The 23154-nt window shown below is 45.2% G+C and carries 18 protein-coding genes and 1 tRNA gene; 11 read left to right on the plus strand and 8 right to left on the minus strand.

Going from position 1 to position 23154, the window contains the following annotated elements; genetic code table 11:
- Nucleotides 1–53 precede the first annotated feature (53 nt).
- From J3492_RS01135 to J3492_RS01160, 6 genes are all read left to right on the plus strand, one after another.
- Nucleotides 54–278: a heavy-metal-associated domain-containing protein gene (locus tag J3492_RS01135; RefSeq protein ID WP_207988842.1), complete on the plus strand. Its 225-nt coding sequence runs from the start codon at nt 54–56 to the stop codon at nt 276–278.
- A gap of 277 nt (nt 279–555) precedes the next feature.
- On the plus strand, nt 556–2904 hold the full coding sequence (locus J3492_RS01140; protein WP_207988844.1) for a heavy metal translocating P-type ATPase: 2349 nt from the start codon (nt 556–558) through the stop codon (nt 2902–2904).
- Between the two features lie 173 nt (nt 2905–3077).
- A complete protein-coding gene (gene eno / locus J3492_RS01145) occupies nt 3078–4394 on the plus strand; it encodes a phosphopyruvate hydratase (RefSeq protein ID WP_207988846.1) in 1317 nt (438 codons plus the stop codon).
- 180 nt (nt 4395–4574) lie between these two features.
- The gene (locus J3492_RS01150; protein ID WP_207988848.1) at nt 4575–4883 is read left to right on the plus strand and encodes a septum formation initiator family protein; all 309 of its coding nucleotides are present in this window, start codon (nt 4575–4577) and stop codon (nt 4881–4883) included.
- A 100-nt stretch (nt 4884–4983) separates the two neighbouring features.
- Complete coding sequence (gene ispD / locus J3492_RS01155) at nt 4984–5742, plus strand: 2-C-methyl-D-erythritol 4-phosphate cytidylyltransferase (protein ID WP_207988850.1); 759 nt, start codon at nt 4984–4986, stop codon at nt 5740–5742.
- A 457-nt stretch (nt 5743–6199) separates the two neighbouring features.
- Entirely contained in the window at nt 6200–6823 is a 624-nt protein-coding gene (locus J3492_RS01160) for a BLUF domain-containing protein (protein WP_243453026.1), read from the plus strand.
- A 315-nt stretch (nt 6824–7138) separates the two neighbouring features.
- On the opposite strand, the gene J3492_RS01165 is transcribed toward J3492_RS01160, so the two are convergent.
- The 3 genes from J3492_RS01165 to pyrC all read right to left on the minus strand — a co-directional run bounded on the left by J3492_RS01165 (nt 7139) and on the right by pyrC (nt 9692).
- A tRNA-Glu gene (locus tag J3492_RS01165) sits at nt 7139–7214 on the minus strand.
- A 467-nt stretch (nt 7215–7681) separates the two neighbouring features.
- Nucleotides 7682–8341, minus strand: a complete 660-nt coding sequence (rnt, locus tag J3492_RS01170; protein ID WP_243453041.1) for a ribonuclease T — start codon at nt 8339–8341, stop codon at nt 7682–7684.
- 280 nt (nt 8342–8621) lie between these two features.
- Nucleotides 8622–9692 (minus strand): dihydroorotase, encoded by a 1071-nt coding sequence (pyrC, locus tag J3492_RS01175; protein WP_207988852.1) that lies wholly within the window; start codon nt 9690–9692, stop codon nt 8622–8624.
- Between the two features lie 357 nt (nt 9693–10049).
- Between pyrC and J3492_RS01180 the strand changes: the two genes are divergently transcribed.
- Nucleotides 10050–11288, plus strand: a complete 1239-nt coding sequence (locus J3492_RS01180) for an argininosuccinate synthase (RefSeq protein ID WP_207988854.1) — start codon at nt 10050–10052, stop codon at nt 11286–11288.
- Nucleotides 11289–11435: 147 nt separating this feature from the next.
- Here J3492_RS01180 and J3492_RS01185 read toward each other — a convergent pair whose 3' ends face one another.
- On the minus strand, nt 11436–12755 hold the full coding sequence (locus J3492_RS01185) for a hypothetical protein (RefSeq protein ID WP_207988856.1): 1320 nt from the start codon (nt 12753–12755) through the stop codon (nt 11436–11438).
- Nucleotides 12756–12882: 127 nt separating this feature from the next.
- Between J3492_RS01185 and J3492_RS01190 the strand changes: the two genes are divergently transcribed.
- Nucleotides 12883–13401, plus strand: coding sequence for a L,D-transpeptidase (locus J3492_RS01190; RefSeq protein ID WP_207988858.1), 519 nt, complete (start codon nt 12883–12885; stop codon nt 13399–13401).
- 160 nt (nt 13402–13561) lie between these two features.
- Complete coding sequence (locus J3492_RS01195) at nt 13562–14182, plus strand: nitroreductase family protein (protein WP_207988860.1); 621 nt, start codon at nt 13562–13564, stop codon at nt 14180–14182.
- 166 nt (nt 14183–14348) lie between these two features.
- On the opposite strand, the gene J3492_RS01200 is transcribed toward J3492_RS01195, so the two are convergent.
- Together J3492_RS01200 and J3492_RS01205 are read right to left on the minus strand one after the other, a co-directional pair.
- A complete protein-coding gene (locus J3492_RS01200) occupies nt 14349–15992 on the minus strand; it encodes a CYTH and CHAD domain-containing protein (RefSeq protein WP_207988862.1) in 1644 nt (547 codons plus the stop codon).
- Nucleotides 15993–16183: 191 nt separating this feature from the next.
- Nucleotides 16184–17770 (minus strand): isocitrate lyase, encoded by a 1587-nt coding sequence (locus J3492_RS01205; protein WP_207988865.1) that lies wholly within the window; start codon nt 17768–17770, stop codon nt 16184–16186.
- 716 nt (nt 17771–18486) lie between these two features.
- Here J3492_RS01205 and J3492_RS01210 point away from each other — a divergent pair.
- Both J3492_RS01210 and J3492_RS01215 read left to right on the plus strand, forming a co-directional pair.
- Entirely contained in the window at nt 18487–19476 is a 990-nt protein-coding gene (locus J3492_RS01210; RefSeq protein ID WP_207988867.1) for a LysR family transcriptional regulator, read from the plus strand.
- A gap of 258 nt (nt 19477–19734) precedes the next feature.
- Nucleotides 19735–21123 (plus strand): NAD-dependent succinate-semialdehyde dehydrogenase, encoded by a 1389-nt coding sequence (locus J3492_RS01215; RefSeq protein ID WP_207988869.1) that lies wholly within the window; start codon nt 19735–19737, stop codon nt 21121–21123.
- Nucleotides 21124–21202: 79 nt separating this feature from the next.
- On the opposite strand, the gene purN is transcribed toward J3492_RS01215, so the two are convergent.
- A complete protein-coding gene (gene purN, locus J3492_RS01220) occupies nt 21203–21886 on the minus strand; it encodes a phosphoribosylglycinamide formyltransferase (RefSeq protein WP_207988871.1) in 684 nt (227 codons plus the stop codon).
- Nucleotides 21886–22947, minus strand: coding sequence for a phosphoribosylformylglycinamidine cyclo-ligase (purM, locus tag J3492_RS01225; protein WP_207988872.1), 1062 nt, complete (start codon nt 22945–22947; stop codon nt 21886–21888). Before purM ends, purN begins: the two co-directional genes overlap by 1 nt.
- Nucleotides 22948–23154 lie beyond the last annotated feature (207 nt).

Here is a 23154-nt window from a genome sequence, read left to right on the forward strand (position 1 = left end):
CGGTTTTAGAGCGTATAAAACATCACAAATCACTCACAACAAAGGAGCCTATTATGGCAAGTCAAACTCGTATTATTAACATCGATGGTATGACCTGTGAAGGCTGCGTGGCAAGCGTCCATACGGCAACAGGCGATATCGACGGTATAGATATTATTACTGTCGATCTGACAGACAATCTAGCAACAGTCACTTTTGATGACAGCAAAACCAGTGCCGAAGCTATTGCAGCTGCTATTGAAGACGCTGGATTTGATGCAACCGTCGCTAACTCATAACGCCTGTTTTAATATTAAAACCAGCTGTCAATTTCGGCAGCTGGTTTTTTATTTTATTGATATTAAGGCTTGTCCTTAATTAAGTATTGTCGTTCAGATTGAGAGCACACCCTAATTTCTATACTGATGACACCATATAGCGTCTCAACTATAGTGACTTGACTTGAATTAAAACCTATCACAACCATATACCAGTGAGTATTAATATACTTTATTGTATAATAAAGCTTACGATAGCGCTGTTTTAGCCTACATACCATCATAATGAGTCTTATTTATGAGTGATTCTACCAATACCGCCTCCGATCGATCCGCTTATGATGTCGAGACTGAGGTTCAGTCAGATACCCAGCTTGCGCCGCAGCTTGCCCACTTGCAACTGGCAGTGGATGGGATGACGTGTCAGGCCTGTGCATCACGAATAGAAAAAGTACTGAACAAAAAAACAGCCATTCATCAGGTTAATGTCAACTTTGCAGGTGAGACGGCCAACGTCGATTATGATCCGGCGCAGGCCAGTACCGAAGAAATCATCGAATGGGTCAATAAGACTGGCTTTGTCGCCAACCTACAGGCAGGTGACAGCTTGTTTGCCCAAACCGATGCCGACACCGCTACTGAGTATCCGTGGCGCTTGATTGGGCTATGGATCTGTTTGTTGCCATTTTTGGTAGGCATGGCAGGTATGCTCATCGGTCAGGGCATGGCGTGGATGCCGCCCGTTTGGATTCAGTTTATCCTTGCGACCATTGTGCAGTTTGGTCTGGCACTGCCGTTTTATAAGAGCGCTTGGGCGTCAATCAAAGGCGGCTTGGCCAATATGGATGTGCTGGTGGTCATCGGCACCGTCACGATTTGGGCCTACTCAACGTATCTGTGGCTGACGCATGGAGATGCTGGTTTAGCGAGTCTGTTTCAAGGCATGACTCACGATGGCCCTGGGGTGTATTTTGAGGCAGGGGTGATGGTCATTGCCTTTGTACGTACCGGTAAGTATCTCGAAGAGCGTACCAAAAAGCACAGCCTAAACAGCATCGATCTTTTATTATCATTGACCCCAGATCAAGTCGAACAACAGCAGCCAAATGGTGATTTTCATAGTGTGGCGCTCAAAGACGTCCAAGTCGGGGATGTTTTACGTGCCAAGCAGGGCAGCCGGGTGGCGACAGATGGTGTCGTCATCGAGGGCAGTGGCTGGTGTGTCGAGAGCCATTTAACGGGGGAGTCAGTACCACTCAAAAAAGAGCAGGGCGATGAGCTCTTGGCCGGTGCTTTGGTCGAAAACGGCAGCTTGCTCTATCGTGTTCAAGCCAAAGGCAGTGACACCAAGCTGGGTGATATGGTACAAGCACTGAGTGACGCCCAAGGCTCAAGATCAAATCTGGCACGCCTTGCAGATCGGGTAACAGCGGTATTTGTCCCTGTGGTCGTTGCCATCGCCATCATCACCTTTATAGTGACATGGTGGGTCACAGGTACAGTAAGCACCGCCTTGATGCATTCGGTATCGGTACTGGTGATTGCTTGTCCTTGCGCCTTGGGCTTGGCGACGCCAGCGGCCATCATGGCTGGTATGGGTGTGGCGGCACGTCATGGCGTTTGGTTTAAGGATGCTCAGAGCCTAGAAGCAGCAGGTGATATCGATACCGTCGTACTCGATAAGACCGGCACGCTGACCATAGGTAAGCCGGCCATCGTAGATGAAGTGATGGTGGACAAGTCGCTTGCAGCCGATGACGTACTGCAAATTGGCGCTAGTGTCGAGGTGCATGCCAGTCATCCACTGGCCACAGCCTTGATCAATGCAGCAACAGACCGTGGTTTGTCACTACTGCCTGTCAGTGAGGTCAGGGTGATAAAAGGCGCTGGTATTCAGGCAAACATTGAAGGTCTGGGTACGGTCAAAGTAGGTACGGCAGACTTTGCCAGCTTAACCCTACCAAAGCTCATGCCAAAAGTATGGCAGATTGCCAGTACTGTGGCCGTGAGTATCAATGACGAGCCACTGGGTGCTTTTGCGCTAGCCGATGACCTGAAGTCTGATACACCAGCAGCCATTACAGCGCTTCAAGAGGCGGGTATTACTGTCATCCTAATGAGCGGTGATAAGCAGTCTGTGGTCGACCATGTGGCAGGTCAGCTTGGTATACAAAAAGCATATGGGCAGATGAGCCCACGTGACAAAGCCAGTCAAATTGCCGTATTGCAAACAGCAGGTCATAAGGTCGCTATGGCGGGTGATGGTGTCAATGATGCACCAGCGATGGCCACTGCGGATGCCAGTTTTGCGATGTTTGAGGGAACAGACGTGGCACAGCATAGCGCCTCCGCTCGCTTGATGGGCGAGTCACTTATGCATATCGATGCTGCACAAAAAATCGCCAATGCCACACTGCGCAACATCAAACAAAACTTATTTTTTGCTTTTCTTTATAATACGCTGGGGATTCCACTGGCGGCCTTTGGCTTTTTAAACCCGATGATTGCAGCGGCGGCGATGGCACTTAGCTCGATTTCAGTACTGATGAACGCCTTACGCCTCACACGGTTTAAAACGACAGTTGAGTTGGATAATACCCTATCTAAACCGACCGCTGAGACTCAAAACTTAACCAGTGGTCAGTGACTGCGTTTATAACCTCATTTGTTGTATAGAAGATGCTGCTTCAGACGCTAAAATGGGCGATATAAACAATTTTATGCTATGATGCAACATATAATTTTATGATACAGATTTATAGTTTTAAGTCCCTTTTTTATCCCACACACTTGGCATGACCAAAGGAATTAATAGACATTATGTATGCTGAAGAAATCAAAAATGCGACCGAAATTAAAGACATTCGCGCCCGTGAAATACTAGACTCACGTGGTAACCCAACGATTGAAGCTGATGTTACCTTAGCGGATGGCATTATCGGCCGTGCAGCAGCACCGAGCGGGGCGTCAACGGGCTCACGTGAAGCGTTAGAGCTGCGTGACGGTGACCAAGAGCGCTACATGGGTAAAGGGGTCAGAAAGGCTGTCGCCAACGTAAATAGCCAGATTCGTAGTGCTCTAATGAATACGGATGTCACTGAGCAGCAGCGTATCGATGATGCTATGATTGCGCTTGATGGTACAGAAAACAAAGAAAGCTTGGGTGCCAATGCCATGCTAGCGGTATCGCTTGCTGTGGCCAAAGCTGCGGCAAAAGCGCAAAGCCTACCATTACATCAGTATATCGCCAATCTACGCAATCAAACGTCTTTGACGATGCCTGTACCCATGATGAATATCTTAAATGGTGGCGAACATGCTGACAATACGGTAGATATTCAAGAGTTTATGATTGAGCCTGTCGGCTTTACCAGTTTTTCAGAAGCCTTGCGTGCGGGCACTGAGGTGTTTCACAGCCTAAAATCAGTGCTTAAATCTCAAGGTTTGAGTACTTCAGTAGGTGATGAGGGCGGCTTTGCGCCAGATTTACGTAGTAATGAAGAAGCCATTACCGTCATCATGCAAGCCATTGAGCAAGTCGGCTACAAGCCAGGTGATGATATTCACTTAGCGCTTGATTGTGCGGCCAGCGAGTTTTATAAAAACGGTCAGTACGTCTTGGCGGGTGAAGGCAATAAAGCCTTTGATAGTCAAGGGTTTTCAGACTACTTAGTTGGGCTGGCACGTCAATATCCCATCATCTCAATTGAAGATGGCCTTGATGAGTCAGATTGGGACGGCTGGAAGTATCTGACTGAGCAAATCGGTGACAAAGTACAGTTGGTTGGGGATGATTTGTTTGTGACCAACCCGGCCATCTTACAAGAAGGTATTGACAAAAAAGTCGCCAATGCGATTTTGATTAAGTTCAACCAAATTGGCACGTTATCAGAGACGTTAGACGCCATTTACTTGGCCAAAAACAATGGCTATGCCACTGTCATCTCGCATCGCTCAGGTGAAACAGAAGACAGCACCATTGCCGATCTAGCCGTAGGTACGGCAGCCGGTCAAATAAAAACAGGCTCTCTCTGCCGCTCAGATCGTGTGGCGAAGTATAATCAGCTGCTGCGTATCGAGCAGCAAGTGCGTGCCAGCTACCGTGGCCGTGAAGAGTTTATCGGTCTACGTGGTTAAGAAACAAAACCTATCATTAGTCGTCATCAGATGAGCCAAATGATATAGTGACTATATCATTTGGTGCGTTTTAGCATTATTTGTTTTAGAGCCTCTCGTCTCGCTTGAGAGAGTGGCTTTTAGCGTTATTATCTTAGGTATATCGTCGTATACCGCTTTTTTCATTTATGTTGCTATCTTATGAAATATCTCAGCCAATTTGTTCTGCTTGCTCTCGCCGTTGCAGTATTACTCGGACTGCAATATCAGTATTGGTTAGGAGAAAACGGACGATTTGCTCATAACAAATTACTAAGTGACGTTGAAGCGCAGCAGCGCGCCAATGATAACCAAGTAGCAGCCAACAACCTATTACGTGCAGACGTGCAAGATCTAAAAACAGGCCTTGAGGCAGTAGAGGAGCATGCACGACTGGATCTAGGCTTGATCAAACCAAATGAGACCTTTGTACAAGTGTCAACGGCACCTACGACGCACAGCCGCAATTAGTGCTTTTGCTTATCTACTTGTCTTTTTTAAGCGTTTGACGCCTTCTTTTAAGTTCTATTGCCATGGGTAGCATACCCTGCAACACTACGAATATAACATCATGAATACCAAACCCTCTGTACATGCTATGATCGTCGCTGCTGGTCGTGGTAGCCGTTTTGGTGCCTCTATAGCTAAGCAGTATACAAGACTACAAGAGCAGACGCTGCTACAGCACAGTGTGGCGAGGTTAGCCGCTAGCACTTATATTGACAAATGCCTTTTGGTCATCGCAGCAAATGATACGACAGCTCAGACATTGAGTTTTAAGCTGCCAATATCCTATGCCATCGGTGGCGCTGAGCGTTGGCAGTCTGTACAAGCAGGGGTCGACGCAATTGTCAATACCGGTGCGGCTGGCTCAGATTTGGTATTGATACATGATGCTGCTCGCCCTGCCGTGCCTACCCAAGATATTGAGCACGTGATTGAGGCGGCGATGCTTGAACGATATGGCGCTATTTTAGCCGTCCCCGTCGCTGATACGTTGAAGAGGTCTGTTTCCCCCAATCAGTCACCATCAACGCCAGCCTTAGGTTCGGCACGTTATATCGCTCATACTGTTGACCGTGAAGGGATGTGGCAGGCCCAAACGCCGCAAGTATACCGACTTGAGCAGTTGCAGCAGGTCTTAGCACATGTTGCTAGGCACGAGCTCGCCATCACCGATGAAGCCAGTGCTTTTGAGCATTTAAATCTGCCCATTCGCTTGGTCGCTGGTAGTCGCCAAAATATCAAGCTGACCTATCCTGATGATGCTGTCTTATTACAAGCCATCTTGACTGCTCAAAAAAAGTCTCGTCCTCAACTCAAACCATAACTCTCTAAGTGGGTTAACAATGGCTACATGTTGTCAAATGACGTTAAATAGCCAGCTAATGTCTCAATAGCGCTGAGAGCTGCACTGTTTTCCTTGTTTGACTGCTGCCTGTCTTGTTTTGATCTGTACTTTCCAAATAATGACATATTCTAGTGTTATTGTTGTTATAGCTCCTATCTATCTGTTTGCTCTAATTGCTTTAGACATAAGCCCTGCTTGAGCATGATTAATCTTTCGTTTTATCTCTTCATTACCACCTCGCATCATATAAACTATAGCGACAACCTATAACAGTTGCTTTGTTGACGTAATTGGCCTATGATGTAACCAACTTTATACAATAAAAAATAAACCTTATAATATCAATAATATAAAGAGCTTGTTTTGCGCCAAAAAACGCTTTGCTTCTATATTTTTATAAAATAAGTGTTTTTGTTTCTTACATAGGAGAGGCAAATTGTCAGACATTACGAATATAAAAGAATCTAGAGTCGAGCCTCTCTATCAGCTTGTATATATCAGCCGTATCACCTCCACTGGGATGTCAGGCTCTAGTACGCTTAATGATATTGCTGAAACGTCCATCAAAAATAATCAAATGAAGGGCATCACTGGTATTGTTTGTTATGGTAATGGCTATTTTTTTCAGTATGTAGAAGGCTCAGAACAAGCGTTAACCAATCTAAAAAACACCTTACTGATGGATGATCGGCACAAAGACATGCAGCTCTTAGACTTCTCTGAGATAGATGTGCGGCGTTTTAGTAGTTGGTCGTTGCGCTCTATAGTGCTTGAGCGCTGGATGGTAAAAGACGCTAAGGCAAAAGCGCTGTTACCATTTAAGCCTTTTAATTGGGCAGACAATGAATGGCAACAGTTTTTAGCAGTGTTGCACCGCTACTACGAAGAGCAAAAAGATGCAGGCGATATGGATGCTCAGCCAATCAAATACAGTGCACTGGGTGTCACTTTGGGTAAAGTAGTGGGGGAGCATCAAGCTTTCTTTTTGATTCAAACCGTGCTTGGCATTTTGATTGTGTTAACGCTACTGTGGCTAGTGTTATCAGATAAGTTTTTATAGATTTTATAATGAAATGTATGCAGCATCACATTTTTCTAAAAATAGAAACCAGTAATCTTTAATTGCTGGTTTTTTTGACAGTCAGTCTTATATAAAACTGGCGCACTCTATATTAGTATAGCAGCCCTGTATCAGCTCTATATGTCGTCAGCTCTGCTCCATAAGTAAGCCTTAATGCACCCATCTTAAGTCTGTATCAAAAAATAAAGACATAAAAAAACCCCAACCATAATTATGGTTGGGGTTTTTGGTAGGACGCTTACCAGTCTTACTGAATGTTTTATAAACATAATGCTGATAAGTGACGCCATATAGTGGCGTCCCCAGGGGGATTCGAACCCCCGTTACCGCCGTGAAAGGGCGGTGTCCTAGGCCTCTAGACGATGGGGACTAGTAACAACACTTCAGCTGCTTTCACCATTTTTGCTGAAGTGGGCGTATTTTAATGGCGTCTGCGTTTTCTGTCAAGCCTTTTTCTGCGTCTTTTTAAAATTAAGTATCTTTTTTTCAGTGCGCGCTTGGGATGGAGGTCTTTTTTCTTTAAATGATGGCGTATCCATAAGGACGTACAAGCACTAATGGTTAAGGCAAGTAACATGTAGCCAAAAATAGTGCCCCATAACTTGAGCTGTGGATCCATAGTAAAGTCCCTCCCTGTAACCTTAAACGATGCATTGCATGTGCTATCTAAGGTATGAGCAACTTAAGTCACTTAAAGGACATCCTTGCTTTAAGGCAGACGAGAGTCACTAGAATTCAAACGAGCGCTGTACTCAAAGTGCCAACGTTGTTTTGTAAAACACTATGCTATCAACAATCCTGGTTTAAAAGCTATCATGGCACAAGAGCTATCATGGCTTAAGTTGCATTGCTATCATTTAACTCTACATTGGTTGACTCGTCATGTAAAGCATTGGGTAACATTGGGTAGTTGTTCAAGATATGACAAAACAGCTCAGCTGTCTTTTGAGTGTCATATAGCGCAGAGTGAGCGTCATTACCATCAAACTCAAGTCCCGCGGCCTTACAAGCGCGGGCAAGAACCGTCTGACCAAAAGCCAGTGCAGATAATGTGACCGTATCCAATACAGAAAACTGATGGAAAGGGTTGTGGTTTTTGCTGTTGGTACGCAATATGGCAGCGTTTAAAAAGCCTAAATCAAAATGAGCATTGTGGCCGACCAAGACACATTGGCGACATTCTTCGCTACGGCGCACTTCCTTCAGGCCTTTAAAAATACGTCGTAGTGCTGTTTTTTCGTCTTCGGCAATGGCTTTGCGCATCGGATTGTTTGGATCGATACCGGTAAAAGCAAGGGCGCTTGGCTCTAGGTTGGCACCCTCAAAAGGCTCAATGTGAGCACTGAGAGGCTCACCTGAATAAAACACGCCATGTTCGTCTAGCAGTATAGGAATACAAGCAATTTCTAATAAAGCGTCGGTATGTGAGTTAAAGCCAGCTGTCTCCACATCGACGACTACAGGCATAAACTTACGAAAACGGTCTTTGAGCGTCATAGGGGCTGTCTGCTCTGTCACTGACTTAGCGGATGATGCGTCTACTTCTGGGTTATTTTCGTGATGACTCATCGTCTGAGTTACAGTGTTGTTCTGACCAGTAGAGCGGTCATCAGACTGTTTGGCGTCAGAGTTTGTCATATGTTGTTCGGTTGTCATAGCAGTCCAAATCACTTCTATCGAGCATACGGTGGGCTAAAGAGAGCACCAACACCCAATACTATCTACAGCATGTAAATAGCATTGGAATGGTGAGGTGTTTATTATAGTTTAAGAGACTTTATATTTTAAGAGACCAAGGCAAGGTGTCACCTGCCATAAGTGGTGTCAGGGTTTGGCCATCAAAGTACGGATAACCGCTAGGGACTTGTAAAGGTGTTTTCGTCAAAGTAATCGTGCTTTCGTTAATGGGTAGGCCATAAAACTGAGCACCGAAGCGACTGGCAAAGCCTTCTAGCTTATCAATCTTGCCGACGCTATCAAAAGCAGTAGCATATAAGGGCAGAGCGTGGACTGCACTATAGCAGCCAGCGCAGCCACAAGCGTTTTCTTTTTTATCGGTGGCATGTGGCGCTGAATCAGTGCCCAAAAAGAATTTGGGGCTGCCACTGGTCGCCACATCTAAGAGTACTTTTTGGTGCTTTTCTCGCTTTAAGATAGGGAGGCAGTAAAAATGCGGTTTAATACCACCTATCAGCAGATGATTGCGGTTAAACATGAGATGCTGCGGTGTAATGGTGGCAGCAATCTGATTGCCTTGTGCCAATACAAAGTCCGCAGCATCGCTGGTGGTGATATGCTCCATGACGATTTTTAGTGTGGGAAACTTGGCAATTATCTGTGCGAGTACTTCATCCAAAAAGCGCTTTTCACGATCAAAAATATCAACATGATCGTGAGTCACTTCTCCATGTAGTAATAAAGGCAAGTCATGCTTTTCCATCGCTTCAAAGACATCGACACAGGCATTTATATCGGTCACGCCATCAGCAGAGTTGGTGGTTGCGCCAGCAGGGTATAGTTTTACAGCTTGTACCACACCTGATTTGGCAGCGATTTCGATATCTTTTGCTGTCGTCTGATCGGTTAGGTATAGCGTCATACGGGGATCAAAAGCAGCTTTGCGCTCAAGACTGATGTCACTGTCCTGCAGATGCTGTAAGATGCGCTGACGATAAGCCATTGCCTCATCCGTATTTTTGACGGGCGGGACCAAGTTGGGCATACAAATGACACGGTTAAAGCTATTGGCAGCATGTGGGACAGTGGTCGCTAGCGCTTTATCATCGCGCAAATGAATGTGCCAGTCATCTGGCTGCAAAATGGTTAACTCAGTGGTTGAATCAGTCATAGAGGTCATGTTTGTATATCTTCTAATAAGAAAGTCAAAGAAAATGGCGTATATTTAGGCGTACTGTACACCTTTTTATCTGGCTGGTAATGACAGTATTTGTTTGAGCTATCATAACAGGTTTGCCAACATGACTAAATAACTGAGCGCTGATAAGTCACAATAAGCTGCTTAATCATCCATCCTCTGCCAGAGGATTTTTCGATACTTGCTTGGAAGTTTCACCAAAATCCTCGCTTTGTATGAGCGTTGCACTTTTGCCGATTGTGAATATGATGTACACTGAGCAGGCAATCTATCTTTTGACTCATTATTTGTGTTTTATTACACACTACATGCTTATATTGGGAGTTATTCATGGCTCAGCTTGATCCAAAAAATATCAATAAAATTGTGTTGGCTTACTCTGGTGGTCTTGACACATCTATCATCGCCAAATGGTTACAAGAAACGTATGATGCAGAAGTGATCACTTTCACTGCTGACATCGGCCAAGGTGAAGAAGTCGAGCCTGCACGTGCAAAAGCTGAAGCCATGGGCATCAAGCACATTCATATTGAAGACTTGCGTGAAGAGTTTGCACGTGACTATGTGTTCCCTATGTTTCGTGCCAATGCCATCTATGAAGGTGAGTACTTACTGGGCACCTCTATTGCGCGCCCACTCATCGCCAAGCGTCTGGTTGAGATCGCAAAAGAACATGGCGCTGATGCCATCAGTCATGGTGCCACTGGTAAAGGTAATGACCAAGTTCGCTTTGAGTTGGGCGCTGTTGCTCTTTCTCCAGACGTCGTTACCATTGCGCCATGGCGTGAGTGGGATTTATCAAGCCGTGAGAGCTTGATGCAGTATGCCGAAGCGCATGACATCGCAATCGACTATGCCAATCAAAAGACAAAGTCGCCATACTCGATGGATGCTAACTTATTACATATCTCATATGAAGGCGGTATCTTAGAAGATCCGTATGCAGAAGCCGAAGAAGAGATGTGGCGCTGGTCGGTAAGCCCAGAAAACGCCCCTGATGAGGCTGAGTATCTAGAGCTTGAATATGAAAAAGGCGATATCGTCGCAATCGATGGTGAGCGCCTCAAGCCTTATGAAGTAATGATTAAACTCAATGAAATCGGCGGCAAGCATGGTATTGGGCGTTTAGATATCGTCGAAAACCGTTATGTTGGTATGAAATCACGGGGTTGTTATGAGACGCCAGCAGGTACGATTATGCTAAAAGCGCACCGCGGTATTGAGTCTTTGACCTTGGACCGTGAAGCGGCCCATCTTAAAGATGAGCTGATGCCACGTTATGCCAAGATCATCTATAACGGCTACTGGTTTAGCCCTGAGCGTATGATGTTGCAAGCCTTGATTGACAAGTCACAAGAGTATGTCAATGGTACGGTACGTGTGAAGCTGTATAAGGGTAGTGTTAGTGTCGTCGGACGTCAGTCAGATGATTCATTATTTGATGAAAAAATCGCTACCTTTGAAGATGATGCTGGTGCCTATGATCAAAAAGACGCCGAAGGCTTTATTCGTCTAAATGGTCTGCGTCTTGCTATCGAAGCCAGCCGTGGGCGTGATCTGTCAAAATAATCGGCTTAGACGGTTTTGTGGACTAAGTCAGACTTATTCAAAAACAGAGACCTATAGTGATAGAGTCTCTGTTTTTTTATTGTCAATGGCAAAAGGCACTATGCTAACTCTAGAAGCGTAAAGGCTCGTGTCTTTCGAGCGTCTTAATCATTCTGGTACGGTAGGCGCTACATCATCAGTGCTATCAAGATCGTCCTCATCGACTTTGACGATGGCCACATCTTGCATTTGGCGTTGCTTTTCTGAGACCGCCTCCGTGGTAGAGATCACTTGCGACGGCTGCTGAGATTTTTGAGTTTGATACTTGAATGTCGCCAGTGCCCCAAGTCCACCGATGACCAGTATGAGTATCAAAATCGCAGGATCTTTCCAAAGCGGCTTTGGCTTGTCGTACTCGATCGGTATCTCGCTGGTGGTCGTTGGAGTGTTGTCATTGCTAGCGCCTATCAAACCCAAGCTTACTAGCGGCGGTGTAGGTGGCGTAGTGGGTTCGGAGGTAATGCGTAAGCGGTTGCGACTCAGGTAAATATCAGATATTTTTGCCAGTTGTAATAACCAGCGTTGATGCGGTAGAGCGATGGCATACATTTGGGCAAATACGAGGGTGTCATTATGATGACCCTGTGGCGTGCTATCAGAGGAGCGGCCGATCGCTTTGAGGTAGTTTGAGGTGGCTTGTTGCATATCTTGTTTTGCAGCGCTGTGCTCTGGGGTAAAGCTCGTCAGCTCGTACCAATAGTTATCAAAAGGTGGCGGTACTATTGTAAGAGAAGTGGCCTCTGTTTTTGATGAGGTTGCTGTCTTTAAGCTTTCTTCATCATTCTCCGCTAAGACTGAAGCTTGCTGTTGATGCTGGTTGCTTTTATTCGCCTCGATGTCGTGCGCTCTGCTTTGGCTGGTAGGGCTTGTGTTTTGTTCCAATGTAGATACGGCTAGTACATTGTTTTTAGCAAAACGCTCTGCTGATAAAAACTGAGGCTGCAGGGCAAACCACTTATCGAGCTCGTCGTTATCGAGCTTGCTGTAGTCAGCTAAAATAGCAAGCTCTCTTAAGACGATGACACAAAGGCAGGTCAACAGTGTGCGCACTTGTTCGGTGGTCGCATCGACTTGCGATGCAATATATGAGCTGGCTTTGACAACACGTGCGCTATCATGAAAGACGGCGTCGGCGACATCATTGCGATGGTATAATGTCGCATTGAGGGTCACAAAGTTCATGGAGTTGTATTGACGCAGCTCTTTTACAGCAGCACGATTAAACAGCTTTTTATTAATAGCTTGGCCTTGATGGCGCTGCTGATAGGCCAGCAGCGCTGCTACGATCGCCTGTAAGCTGGCACCTAGAGCAAGACGGGTTTGCGGTAATGACAGCTCTGCTGCATCGGCTAATAAAGACACTAGGGGCTGGGTATCTTGATATAAAAAATCATACATCGATACACGTGTCGGTGAAATAGTCGTCATAATCTGCTAGCATCAAAAAAGTGTGCCTATATATTACGGTGCCAACTGCCTAGATACAATCCCTTAAGAATAGAAAAGCTCAATCAATCTATAAATAGCACTGTCGATATGACAGTTGGATATACTTATGCAAAATAACAACCAATCAGATATACAGCTGGTAGTGGATATCGCTCAGCAAACGCTGACGGTATATCAGCAGAATAAAAAAACCACTCAGTACTTGGTCTCTACTGCCAAAAACGGTGTGGGCAGTCAGCAAGATAGTGGCTGCACGCCACTAGGCCGACACGTCATTGCCAAAAAAATTGGTGGAAGGGCGCCTATCAATTCGGTGTTTGTCGGGCGTGTGCCTACAGGTGAGATTTATGATACTGAGCTTGGGTTACAGTATCCTGAGCGTGACTGGATATTGAGCCGTATCTTATGGCTAAGTGGTCTTGAGGAGGGGCGTAATAAAGGCAGTAATCGCCAAGGCGGCTGTGATACCTATCAGCGCTATATCTATATTCATGGTACGCCAGACACTGAGCCTATGGGCACACCGCTTTCGCATGGCTGTGTACGTATGCGCAATCAAGATATTATGGCGCTGTTTTCCCAAGTAGAAGAGGGGACAGTGGTGACGATCGTCGCTGAGCATTGAGGCGCATGCTTATATATGCCATTATCTGGGTTAAACAAAATAACTGTACACAGTTATTGATAATCTCAACTTCATATAAGGTGCTTATATTTAAGAGGGCTGTTATAATGAGCCCAGTTTTAGTCGATAAATATATCACTTATTAATGAGGGTATCTATAATGTCAAAAGAAAGTCTAATCACCGTACAACAAGCCTTTGACGAGCGCCGTTCGATATATGCTTTAGGTAATGAATTACCAGTAGCACCGCAAGCGATCGTGAATATGGCTGAGCGTGTGCTGTTACATACACCGTCTGCTTTTAACTCGCAGTCTTCACGCTTGGTGGTATTGTTTGGTGCTGAGCATCAAAAGCTGTGGGATATCGCTGAAGAGAAACTGCGTATAGCGGTCGGTGATGGTGACTTTACTGCCAGTAAACAAAAATTAGACGGCTTTCGGGCAGCGGCTGGTACTGTGCTGTTTTATGAAGACACAAAAGTGACCAAATCACTGCAAGAGCAGTTTGCCCTATATGCTGATCGTTTCCCAATTTGGGCAGAGCAGACCTCAGCCATGCACCAGTATGCCATGTGGACAGAGCTGCGCACGCTAGATATCGGTGCCAACCTACAGCATTATAATCCGCTGGTAGATGAGGACGCAGCGGCAGCGTTTGCGATTCCGGACAGTTGGGAGTTGATAGCACAGATGCCATTTGGTAGCATTCAAGCCCCTGCTGGCGAAAAAACGTATCAGCCCGTCAGTGAGCGTATGAAGGTGTTGGGCTTGAACGACTAAGAGGTGCTAAAAATAAAACCATCTATAAATTCATGGACAAAAAAACCATAAATAAAAAGAAGCCATGAATAAAAAAAGACAGCTCTTTGAACTGAGCTGTCTTTTTTGTTTTTTGAGATGGTGACCTATTTAGGGCTGCAGTCACTTCTCCTCAGTTGTGATTACTTTACCAAAACGCAGTGCTATCGACTGCTTTGGCCAAGCGTTTTTGGCTGCGTTTATAGTCGCTGGCAAGCTTGGCGGCAAACCAGCCTGCACCATACAAGGCCTTGGCATCTGTCGCTGATTTATTTTGATAGTATTGTTGGTATTGCTTATGACTGCGGTAGTGGTTGATGGCTTTTTGTGCTTTGGTGATACGTTTTAGCCACCGCTTGCTTTTCTTTTTTGATTTTTTCTTATCAAAAACCGGTATGGCAAATTCACCCATATACCGTAGCAGCGCTAACTCATGCTGTAGGTTATATAGAGCTTGCTGGTCGTCACGCTTCACGTCAGTATTTTTTGCATCTGCACCTTTTGCATTCGCATCCTTTGTATCGTTATTATTTGGAGAGCTACTCTCTAAAGGAGCGCTGTATGTATCAGGTAGGTTTTGTGCCGCCTGTATAAGCGTGTCTTGCTGCTGAGATAAAACCTCTGATAGTTTATCTTTAGCACAGCTGTCCGCTTGGGTCTCAAGGCTAGGGTCGCTCATCGTAAAAGCGATCAATTCAAGTAAGGTCAGCTGAAAGTCGTTAGCACTGATGGCGTCTATAGGCTTGATCTTGATGGTATTTAGCTCTGCAGTCCAGTCGACGATAGGTGCATTATACCTTTGTAGATTAGGCTCTATAGACGACGCCAAATAAGCACGTTGTCGATAGTCATCAAGTAGCGTTGCGGTTTGTTTTAGTATCGGTAACCACTCCGGATTGGTATGATCAGAGAAGCCGGCAAAGGCTTGCAGGACAGCATAGAGGCGAGTGATACCGACATATAACTGCCACACATGACTGTCTTGCTCGCAGCCTGCCACGATCGCACTGCTATTAGGTAAGATATGCAGTAAGCAATTGTGCACAGCGGTGCGTATAAAAGCGGGCATGGTGGTTTTTTTATCAATGTTTAGCTGCTCTAGATTGGCGCTGACTGCTGGACTATAAGCTTGTCCTGTGATCAGTAAACCACCTCGCTCGGCTTTGGTCACGGTAGACAGACACAGCTTATAGCGCTTACACCAGGTTTTGGCAGTATCAAATAAAAAGTCTAAATCACCTGCAATCAGCTCAAACTCTATCTCATGAATAGGGTGTTGCTGGCTTTTATCATTGCCATGAATAATCTTCCCTTTATCGTAAGCGACTTCTATCTGGCTGTTGACATGATTGTCGTCAAGGGGGGTGGTGTCATCATCGATTAAGCGTGTGATACGCTCGACATCGGTAACATATAATAATGTAAGTTGTTTGCTCAGCTTCTTAAGTTTGAAGTCAGCCAAAGCGGGAGCGATCACAGTGTCTTTATATAAGGTCAAATTAGGCAAGAGCGTATTATCATTTAGCATCTGCTGAACCTGCTCATTATCTAGCAAGTTGTTGTGCTCTAGGCGTGCTGCAATACCATCGCCACCAGCTTTTATGGTCTGTACCCAGTCATCACCTTCTTTACGAATGCGCAGACCAATACCCGCTTTTGCTAAGGCTTGCTCAGGGGTATCATAATAATGAGCCGCAAGTTTGGTCACTTGTGAAGACTTTATCTTAGTCTGGCGCATCAGACCTTTTAGACGTGCTGGCGGTATCAAAAATCTCAGTTCTATCTCTTGCACAGGCAAACCCTCCTTTGAGGTCGTATCCACTAATAATCAGCTATAGACTTACTATGTCTTATATCATGGCCAGTGACAAGGGTGTTTCTGGGGAATCTTCGATAAAATTAATGGCTGGCAGGTATTAAAAAAGCCGCCCTACATGCATGTAGGACGGCTTTTGAGTAAGCTTAATTATAGACCAACAGTGATTAGAACTGGTTCATAGTGTTCTTTTCGCCGCCAGCTTTTAGAGCGTTGTCACCTGAGAAGATTTCTTTGTGATCATCACCTAGGTCTGAACCAGCCATGGCTTGGTGCTTAACACAGTCGATACCTTCACGGATTTCTTTACGCTGTACGCCAGCTGCATACGCAAGCATACCTTCTTCGCCGAAGTAGCCTTTAGCAAGCTCATGTACGCTAAGTGCAGTGGTGTGATAAGTCGGTAGCGTGATCAAGTGGTGGAAGACACCTGCTTCACGTGACGCATCACGCTGGAAGTTCTTCGCAGCTTCGTCAGCGGCTTGATCAAGCTCAGTACCATCATAGTCGCTGCTCATTAAGTCGTCTTTATTGTAGGCAGAGATGTCTTTACCTTCTTCTTCCCACTGAGCGATGATTTGCTTACGGAAGTTGAGCGTCCAGTTGAACGATGGGCTGTTGTTGTAAACCAGCTTGGCTTTTGGCTGCTGCTCTTTGATACGGTCAACCATCATTTTGATGTGTTCTACGTCTGGAGTCGGCGTTTCGATCCATAGTAGGTCGGCACCGTTTTCTAGAGCAGTCACACAGTCAAGTACAACACGGTCGATATTGGTGTCTTCACGGAACTGATACAAGCCGTTTGCTAAGCGAACAGGACGTACTAGTTTACCGTCATGCTTCAGTAAGCTGTCGTTTTCATTGGCTTCTTCGAGCGTGATTTCTTCCATTTCGATAAAGTCGATGTATTTAGAAGCAAGGTCGCCTGGCTCTTCTGATACTGGGATTTTTTGCGTCAATGATGCGCCTTCAGAGTCAGTACGGGCCACGATAACACCGTCTTCAACACCAAGCTCTAAGAATGCATAGCGAATGGCGTTGATTTTTGCGATGTAGTCTTCATGAGGTACAGTAACTTTACCTGCTTGGTGACCACACTGTTTGGCATCAGAGACTTGGTTTTCAACTTGGATAGCACAAGCACCAGCTTCGATCATTTGCTTGGTTAGCAAGTAAGTCGCTTCTTCGTTACCGAAACCTGCATCGATGTCAGCGATGATTGGCACAACGTGCGTCTCAAAGTTTTCGATTTTTTCTAAGATGGCTGAAGTGTCTTGGCCCGCTTCTTCTGCAGCATTTAGCTCACGGAAGTAGTCGTTCAGTACTTTAGCATCGGCTTGACGTAAGAACGTGTAGATCTCTTCGATTAGCTTAGGCACTGAGGTTTTTTCGTGCATAGATTGGTCAGGTAGAGGACCAAACTCAGAGCGTAGGGCAGCGACCATCCAACCTGATAGATAGATGTACGTTTTAGACGTGGTGCCAAAGTACTTTTTCTTAGCGTACATGGTTTGTTGGGCTACAAAACCGTGCCAAGCGCCTAGAGACTGTGTGTACTGAGACGTGTCATTATCATAGTCTTCCATGTCCTGACGCATTACTTTTGCAGTATATTTTGCAATATCCAAACCGGTTTTAAAGCGGTTTTGCATCATCATACGTGCTGCATCAGTTTCGCTGATGTTCTGCCAGTTACCGTGCTTTTGCTTTAATTCACGTACTAAATCGATTGCTGATTTATATGCAGTTGACATCTATAGTCTCCTTGGTGGGTGTTATGATTTACTTACAAAAATAATTAACGTACAAAAATCAATAAGCGCTACTAAGTATTACTGTACTTGCAGGATATTCGTATCACATACGAACGTATTGATTAAATAGAAGCTTGTGTCTCGAAGCTTAAGTGCTACTCATCTGACTACTCAAAATCTTTAGCTTAACTACCCTAAACAAGCTTATGGCTAAATACGAGACTACTACGGCGACGCTCTCACTACTGGCTCATAAGAAATGCTACAATAAGTGGATATAAGCTTAAAGTTAAAGCTTAGAAAGTCATTTAAGCACGTATTAAAAACGAGTTTTGTTATTGACACTTCAATTTGTCTACACGGGCCACTATAGCGAGGTTATTGGGATTTATCTAATTTATGATAGTTATCTTTGGTATTTCTTGTATTTATAGTGTAGTATAAACAACGACATAGGCGTTTATTTATTCTAAATTTAGCAATAATCCAAAGGCTTATAGCATAATAATGAGGTGAAAAGTCCTGTTTTAACTCGTAAAAGATAATTAATTGTAAGATCGGTTTTGTAGTATTGAGATGAGTTTTTCGTTATCTCTTCCAGTAGCAGATTGGAATAGGTATCGGTTTTATTTTGTTCGGACAGTCTTCGTTATAACAGCATATAGCAGCCGTCACACTCTAGATGGACATATACTTAAAAGCATAGAGAAATACGTATGAATTTGCAGCGGGTTGATTTAAATTTATTGGTGCATTTAGATGTACTGTTACGAGAAAAAAATGTCACAAGAGCCGCTGAGCAGTTAGGTATCACCCAACCAGCAATGAGTAATATTTTGCGGCGTTTGCGCAAGTTATTTAATGATCCTTTATTGGTGCGTTCTTCTGAAGGTATGACACCCACTGAGCGAGCTTTAGAGCTGCAGCCACGAATTCGTGAAATATTGGCTGATCTCACTCAAGTATTAGAGCCTCGTACTGAGTTTCGCCCTTATACGACCTCACGGGTCTTTCGTATTATGACCTCAGACTATGCGGAGGCGACTTTAGTGCCTAAGTTGGTTAAGGCGTTGCGCTCTGAGGCGCCCAATGTGATTTTGGATTTTTTAACGCCATCAGACGTTTCTTATCGAGATATGGAGCAGGGGCGAGTGGATCTGGCGATCAACCGTTTTAATGAGATACCACAAAGCTTTCACCAAGTATTGGTCTGGCGCGATACCTTTAGCTGCTTACTGTCTGCTGATAGCCCTATTGCCAATCGATTTAATTTAAAAAATTACCTAAAGGCTCAGCACGTTTGGGTGTCTAAGACAGGTATGGGTGTGGGGTTTGGGGTCAATCCAGAAAAGTCCGGTGGGCTAGGTTCTATTGATCAAGCGCTGCAGCGGTTGGGTCAAAAACGTCAGATCAGTGTCTTTACCCGTCATTATCAGATGCCAGCCATGCTCGCTGCCAACAAAGATCTCATCGCTACACTGCCGACACGAGTGGCCCGGATGCAAGCAAATAATGACAGTATCGTTATGAAAGAGCCGCCGTTTTTTATTCCTGAATTTGAATTGACTATGGCGTGGTCGCCCCTATTGCAGCATCACCCAGCTCACCGTTGGCTACGTCAGCTCATCATGCATGTTGCACGGCAAGTGGTCGCTGATGAGGAAAACCCGACGCAGGAGATACCTGTCATTAACCATTTGTTTTGATATGACTCTAGAGACTAAGGCGCTATTAATCGATATCAGAAAAACCAGCCATTATGAATTGAGCTGGTTTTTTTATTGCTCTCTTTTGTATGATGTGACTTTATAGGTACAGTCACATTCTTAACATCTTACGCACACTTCTTTATAACTTGTAAACCTACTCCCTGATCCATTTGTTATGCTTGATAAACATCATGAAAAAAGACACGTCCTAATCTAATTGATTCAAAAACACACTAATAAACAAGGATAATAATCATGGCAGATATCACAACTGTGAACCCAACGACGGGCGAAAATATCAAAGACTATAGCTATATGAGTAATGATGAAGTCAATAAGATTATCGATGCTTCTCATAAAGCATTTATAGATTGGCGTCTGGTAAGCGCAGAAGAGCGTTCTAAAGTCATCAAGTCAATTGGTGGTACGCTAATGACGTATAAAGATGAGTTGGCAAAACTGATGACCGAGGAGCGAGGCAAAACTCTCGAGGCCAGCTTAGGAGAAGTCGACCTATGTAAAGCCATTTGTGACTTTACGGCACAAGAGGGTGTTGCCGCTTTAGCCGATGACGAGCGTGAGATCGAAGGGATCAAAAAAGGCCTTATTAGTTATGACCCTATCGGTATCATTTATGGTATTCAACCTTGGAACTTCCCAGCTTATCAAGTGTTTCGTTACACCATTGCCAACTTGATGGCGGGCAACAGTATTTTGCTCAAGCATGCTTCAAACGTTACAGGCTCAGGCCTACTTATTGAAAAAATCATGCATGAGTCAGACTTACCAAATGACTTATTCCGTGCTTTAATTATCAGTCACGATCAGTCTGAGCAAGTGATTGAACATGAGAAGGTACGCGGCGTGACGCTGACAGGTAGTGATACGGCCGGTAGGGTAGTGGCACAGCAGGCGGCCAAAGTGCTCAAAAAGACGGTAATGGAGCTGGGTTCTAATGATGCGTTTATCGTATTAGAAGATGCCGACTTGGATCTTGCTGCGGCAACCTGTGCCCATGCTCGTCTTTATAACAACGGTGAGACCTGTATCGCAGCCAAGCGTTTTGTGGTCGTTGACAGCGTCTATGATAAGTTCCGTGATTTGGTCATCGAAAAGTTTAAGGCTTACAAAGTCGGTGATCCAATGGAAGCATCTACTGACGTCGGTCCAATGTCGAGTAGTAAACAGCGTGATACTCTACACGAACAAGTACAAGAGAGTGTCAGTAAGGGCGCAACCATTACTCTAGGGGGTGAAGTGCCAGATAAACCTGGTGCGTTTTATCCACCAACGATTTTGGAGAATATCAAGCCAGATCAGCCAGCGTACAAAGATGAGCTGTTTGGGCCAGTGGCGTCGCTCATTCGTGCTAAGGATAAAGAAGATGCGTTTCGTATCGCTAATGACAGTCGCTATGGGCTAGGGGGTGCTATCTTTTCTAAAGACGAAGAAAAAGCAATAAGCCTTGCCCAAGATCACTTCGATACTGGAATGGTATATATCAATGGTTATAATCTAGTCAATCCAGGACTGCCGTTTGGCGGGGTTAAAGATTCTGGCTATGGCCGTGAGCATGGCGGCTTTGGTATTAAAGAGTTTGTGAATATTAAGGCTGTGCATGTGGTCAATAAAAAACCAGCTTAAAGCCTCAGTCTCTACCTAGCTTTTAGTATTATTGTTATTATGACCCTCTCGTTACTTGAGTAACGAGGGGGTTTTTGATTTAGTCATCTAGCCAAAGTTTTAGGGGTAAAGCAGGCAAAACGGAGGGGGTGGTCTGCGCTATGTTTAGGTCGATGACGCCCTTTGCGATAAGCTGAATCGTCCAAGGCAATAGCTGATGCTCGAGCCGTTGTACCCTGGTTTGTAGGCCAGCAGCGGTGTCCTTAGGTGTAACGTTAAGCAGTGCTTGGGTTAAGACCGCACCTGCATCAAGCTCAGCTGTGACCACATGGACACTGCAACCATGATGTCGATCACCTGACTTTATGGCCCGCTGATGGGTATCAAGCCCTTTATAAGCCGGTAATAAGGAAGGATGCAGATTAATCATTGGTGCTGGCGCACTGTCAATAAATGAGCCACTAAGGACACGCATAAACCCTGCCAATACAATCAGGTCTGGCTGCCATGCTTGTAGCTGAGTGCTGGCATGAGTTTCAAAGGTTTTGATGCCCATACGTTTGCCACTGGCTACATGTGATAGCACTGCTACTGGAATGGCGGCATCTTGCGCACGTGTGATGGCGTAGGCATCTTCACGATTGCTAATGACCCCGACGATTTCAATTGGCAGTATGTTTGCTTGCATTGCGTCTATTAGTACTTGCAGATTGCTGCCGCTACCAGATACCAGAACCGCAATGTGCAAAGGCTGGTTGTCGTTATTTTGCTTGTTGCTAGACATTAACGATATACCACCGCATCTGCCTGCTCATCAGTGCTGCGTTTGACCATCTCACCCAACTGCCATGCTGTCTCACCAGCATCATTCAAAGTATTGATGGCCGCTTCAGCTTTATCTTTTGGCACAACGATGACAAACCCAATACCGCAGTTGAAGGTGCGATACATCTCGCTTTGCTCGATATTTCCTTCATTTTGTAACCATGTGAACAGCTCGGAAAACTGCCAGCTGTTGGTATCGATGCTCGCTGACAGATCGTCTGGCAGTACCCGTGGTAGGTTGTCAGTCAAGCCGCCACCCGTGATGTGTGACATGGCATGCAAGGCTGAGCTACCCAGCGTATCTTGTAGGGCCTTGATGGCCTGAACATAGATACGAGTCGGCGCCATCAGCGCATCCTGAATAGGCTGACCATCTAACTGCTCATCACTGTTGGTAAGATCTATGCCACTGACTTCGATGACTTTACGAACAAGTGAATAGCCATTTGAGTGAGCACCGCTAGAAGCCAGAGCGATCAATACATCGCCTTCAGCGACATTTTCACCAGTAATCACTTCTGCTTCTTCGACCACACCGACACAGAATCCAGCAAGGTCGTAATCCTCATCTTGGTACATACCTGGCATCTCAGCAGTTTCGCCACCGATAAGGGCGCAGTTTGCTAGCTTACAGCCTTCGCCGATACCCGTAACGACAGTGGCCGCCACATCCACATCAAGCTTGCCGGTCGCGTAATAATCTAGGAAGAACAAAGGCTCAGCACCACATACCAGTAAGTCATTGACACACATAGCGACCAAGTCGATACCTATGGTGTCATGACGCTGCAGCTGCAATGCTAATTTAAGTTTGGTGCCGACACCATCTGTACCTGATACCAATAAAGGTGAGGTATAACCAATCGGAATGCGACAAAGCGCACCAAAACCGCCAAGACCGCCCACGACTTCAGGACGAGTAGTGGCTTTTGCTACGGATTTGATCCGCTGAACCAATGCGTCGCCTGCATCAATATCAACACCGGCATCTTTGTAGCTTAAAGAAGGCTTATCACTCATGGTTATCTCACAATTGGGGTTAAATAATTCGAACGAACCGTCGAAATCGATAAATAAAATCAGAGAAGAAAGGTTTGACGATAGTGGGCGCATTATACCCAAAAACAGCCCTTACTCGCAAAGCAACTTGCCAATATTCAACGAATATTCAGCATAAGTACCAAATAAGCGTCAAATAAAAAGTTAAGAAACAAAAAATGACGGATT

This window comes from Psychrobacter coccoides (genome assembly GCF_017498085.1).
Lineage (GTDB): Bacteria > Pseudomonadota > Gammaproteobacteria > Pseudomonadales > Moraxellaceae > Psychrobacter > Psychrobacter coccoides.

What these genes read in the sequence shown, in the direction of transcription:
- eno (WP_207988846.1), top strand. Translation starts at nt 3,078, where the DNA reads ATGTATGCTGAAGAAATCAAAAATGCGACCGAAATTAAAGACATTCGC.
- J3492_RS01180 (WP_207988854.1), top strand. Translation starts at nt 10,050, where the DNA reads ATGGCTCAGCTTGATCCAAAAAATATCAATAAAATTGTGTTGGCTTAC.
- J3492_RS01210 (WP_207988867.1), top strand. Translation starts at nt 18,487, where the DNA reads ATGAATTTGCAGCGGGTTGATTTAAATTTATTGGTGCATTTAGATGTA.
- J3492_RS01215 (WP_207988869.1), top strand. Translation starts at nt 19,735, where the DNA reads ATGGCAGATATCACAACTGTGAACCCAACGACGGGCGAAAATATCAAA.
- J3492_RS01135 (WP_207988842.1), top strand. Translation starts at nt 54, where the DNA reads ATGGCAAGTCAAACTCGTATTATTAACATCGATGGTATGACCTGTGAA.
- J3492_RS01150 (WP_207988848.1), top strand. Translation starts at nt 4,575, where the DNA reads ATGAAATATCTCAGCCAATTTGTTCTGCTTGCTCTCGCCGTTGCAGTA.
- ispD (WP_207988850.1), top strand. Translation starts at nt 4,984, where the DNA reads ATGAATACCAAACCCTCTGTACATGCTATGATCGTCGCTGCTGGTCGT.
- J3492_RS01205 (WP_207988865.1), bottom strand. Translation starts at nt 17,770, where the DNA reads ATGTCAACTGCATATAAATCAGCAATCGATTTAGTACGTGAATTAAAG.
- purN (WP_207988871.1), bottom strand. Translation starts at nt 21,886, where the DNA reads ATGTCTAGCAACAAGCAAAATAACGACAACCAGCCTTTGCACATTGCG.
- rnt (WP_243453041.1), bottom strand. Translation starts at nt 8,341, where the DNA reads ATGACGCTCAAAGACCGTTTTCGTAAGTTTATGCCTGTAGTCGTCGAT.
- purM (WP_207988872.1), bottom strand. Translation starts at nt 22,947, where the DNA reads ATGAGTGATAAGCCTTCTTTAAGCTACAAAGATGCCGGTGTTGATATT.
- J3492_RS01185 (WP_207988856.1), bottom strand. Translation starts at nt 12,755, where the DNA reads ATGACGACTATTTCACCGACACGTGTATCGATGTATGATTTTTTATAT.
- J3492_RS01195 (WP_207988860.1), top strand. Translation starts at nt 13,562, where the DNA reads ATGTCAAAAGAAAGTCTAATCACCGTACAACAAGCCTTTGACGAGCGC.
- J3492_RS01140 (WP_207988844.1), top strand. Translation starts at nt 556, where the DNA reads ATGAGTGATTCTACCAATACCGCCTCCGATCGATCCGCTTATGATGTC.
- J3492_RS01190 (WP_207988858.1), top strand. Translation starts at nt 12,883, where the DNA reads ATGCAAAATAACAACCAATCAGATATACAGCTGGTAGTGGATATCGCT.
- pyrC (WP_207988852.1), bottom strand. Translation starts at nt 9,692, where the DNA reads ATGACTGATTCAACCACTGAGTTAACCATTTTGCAGCCAGATGACTGG.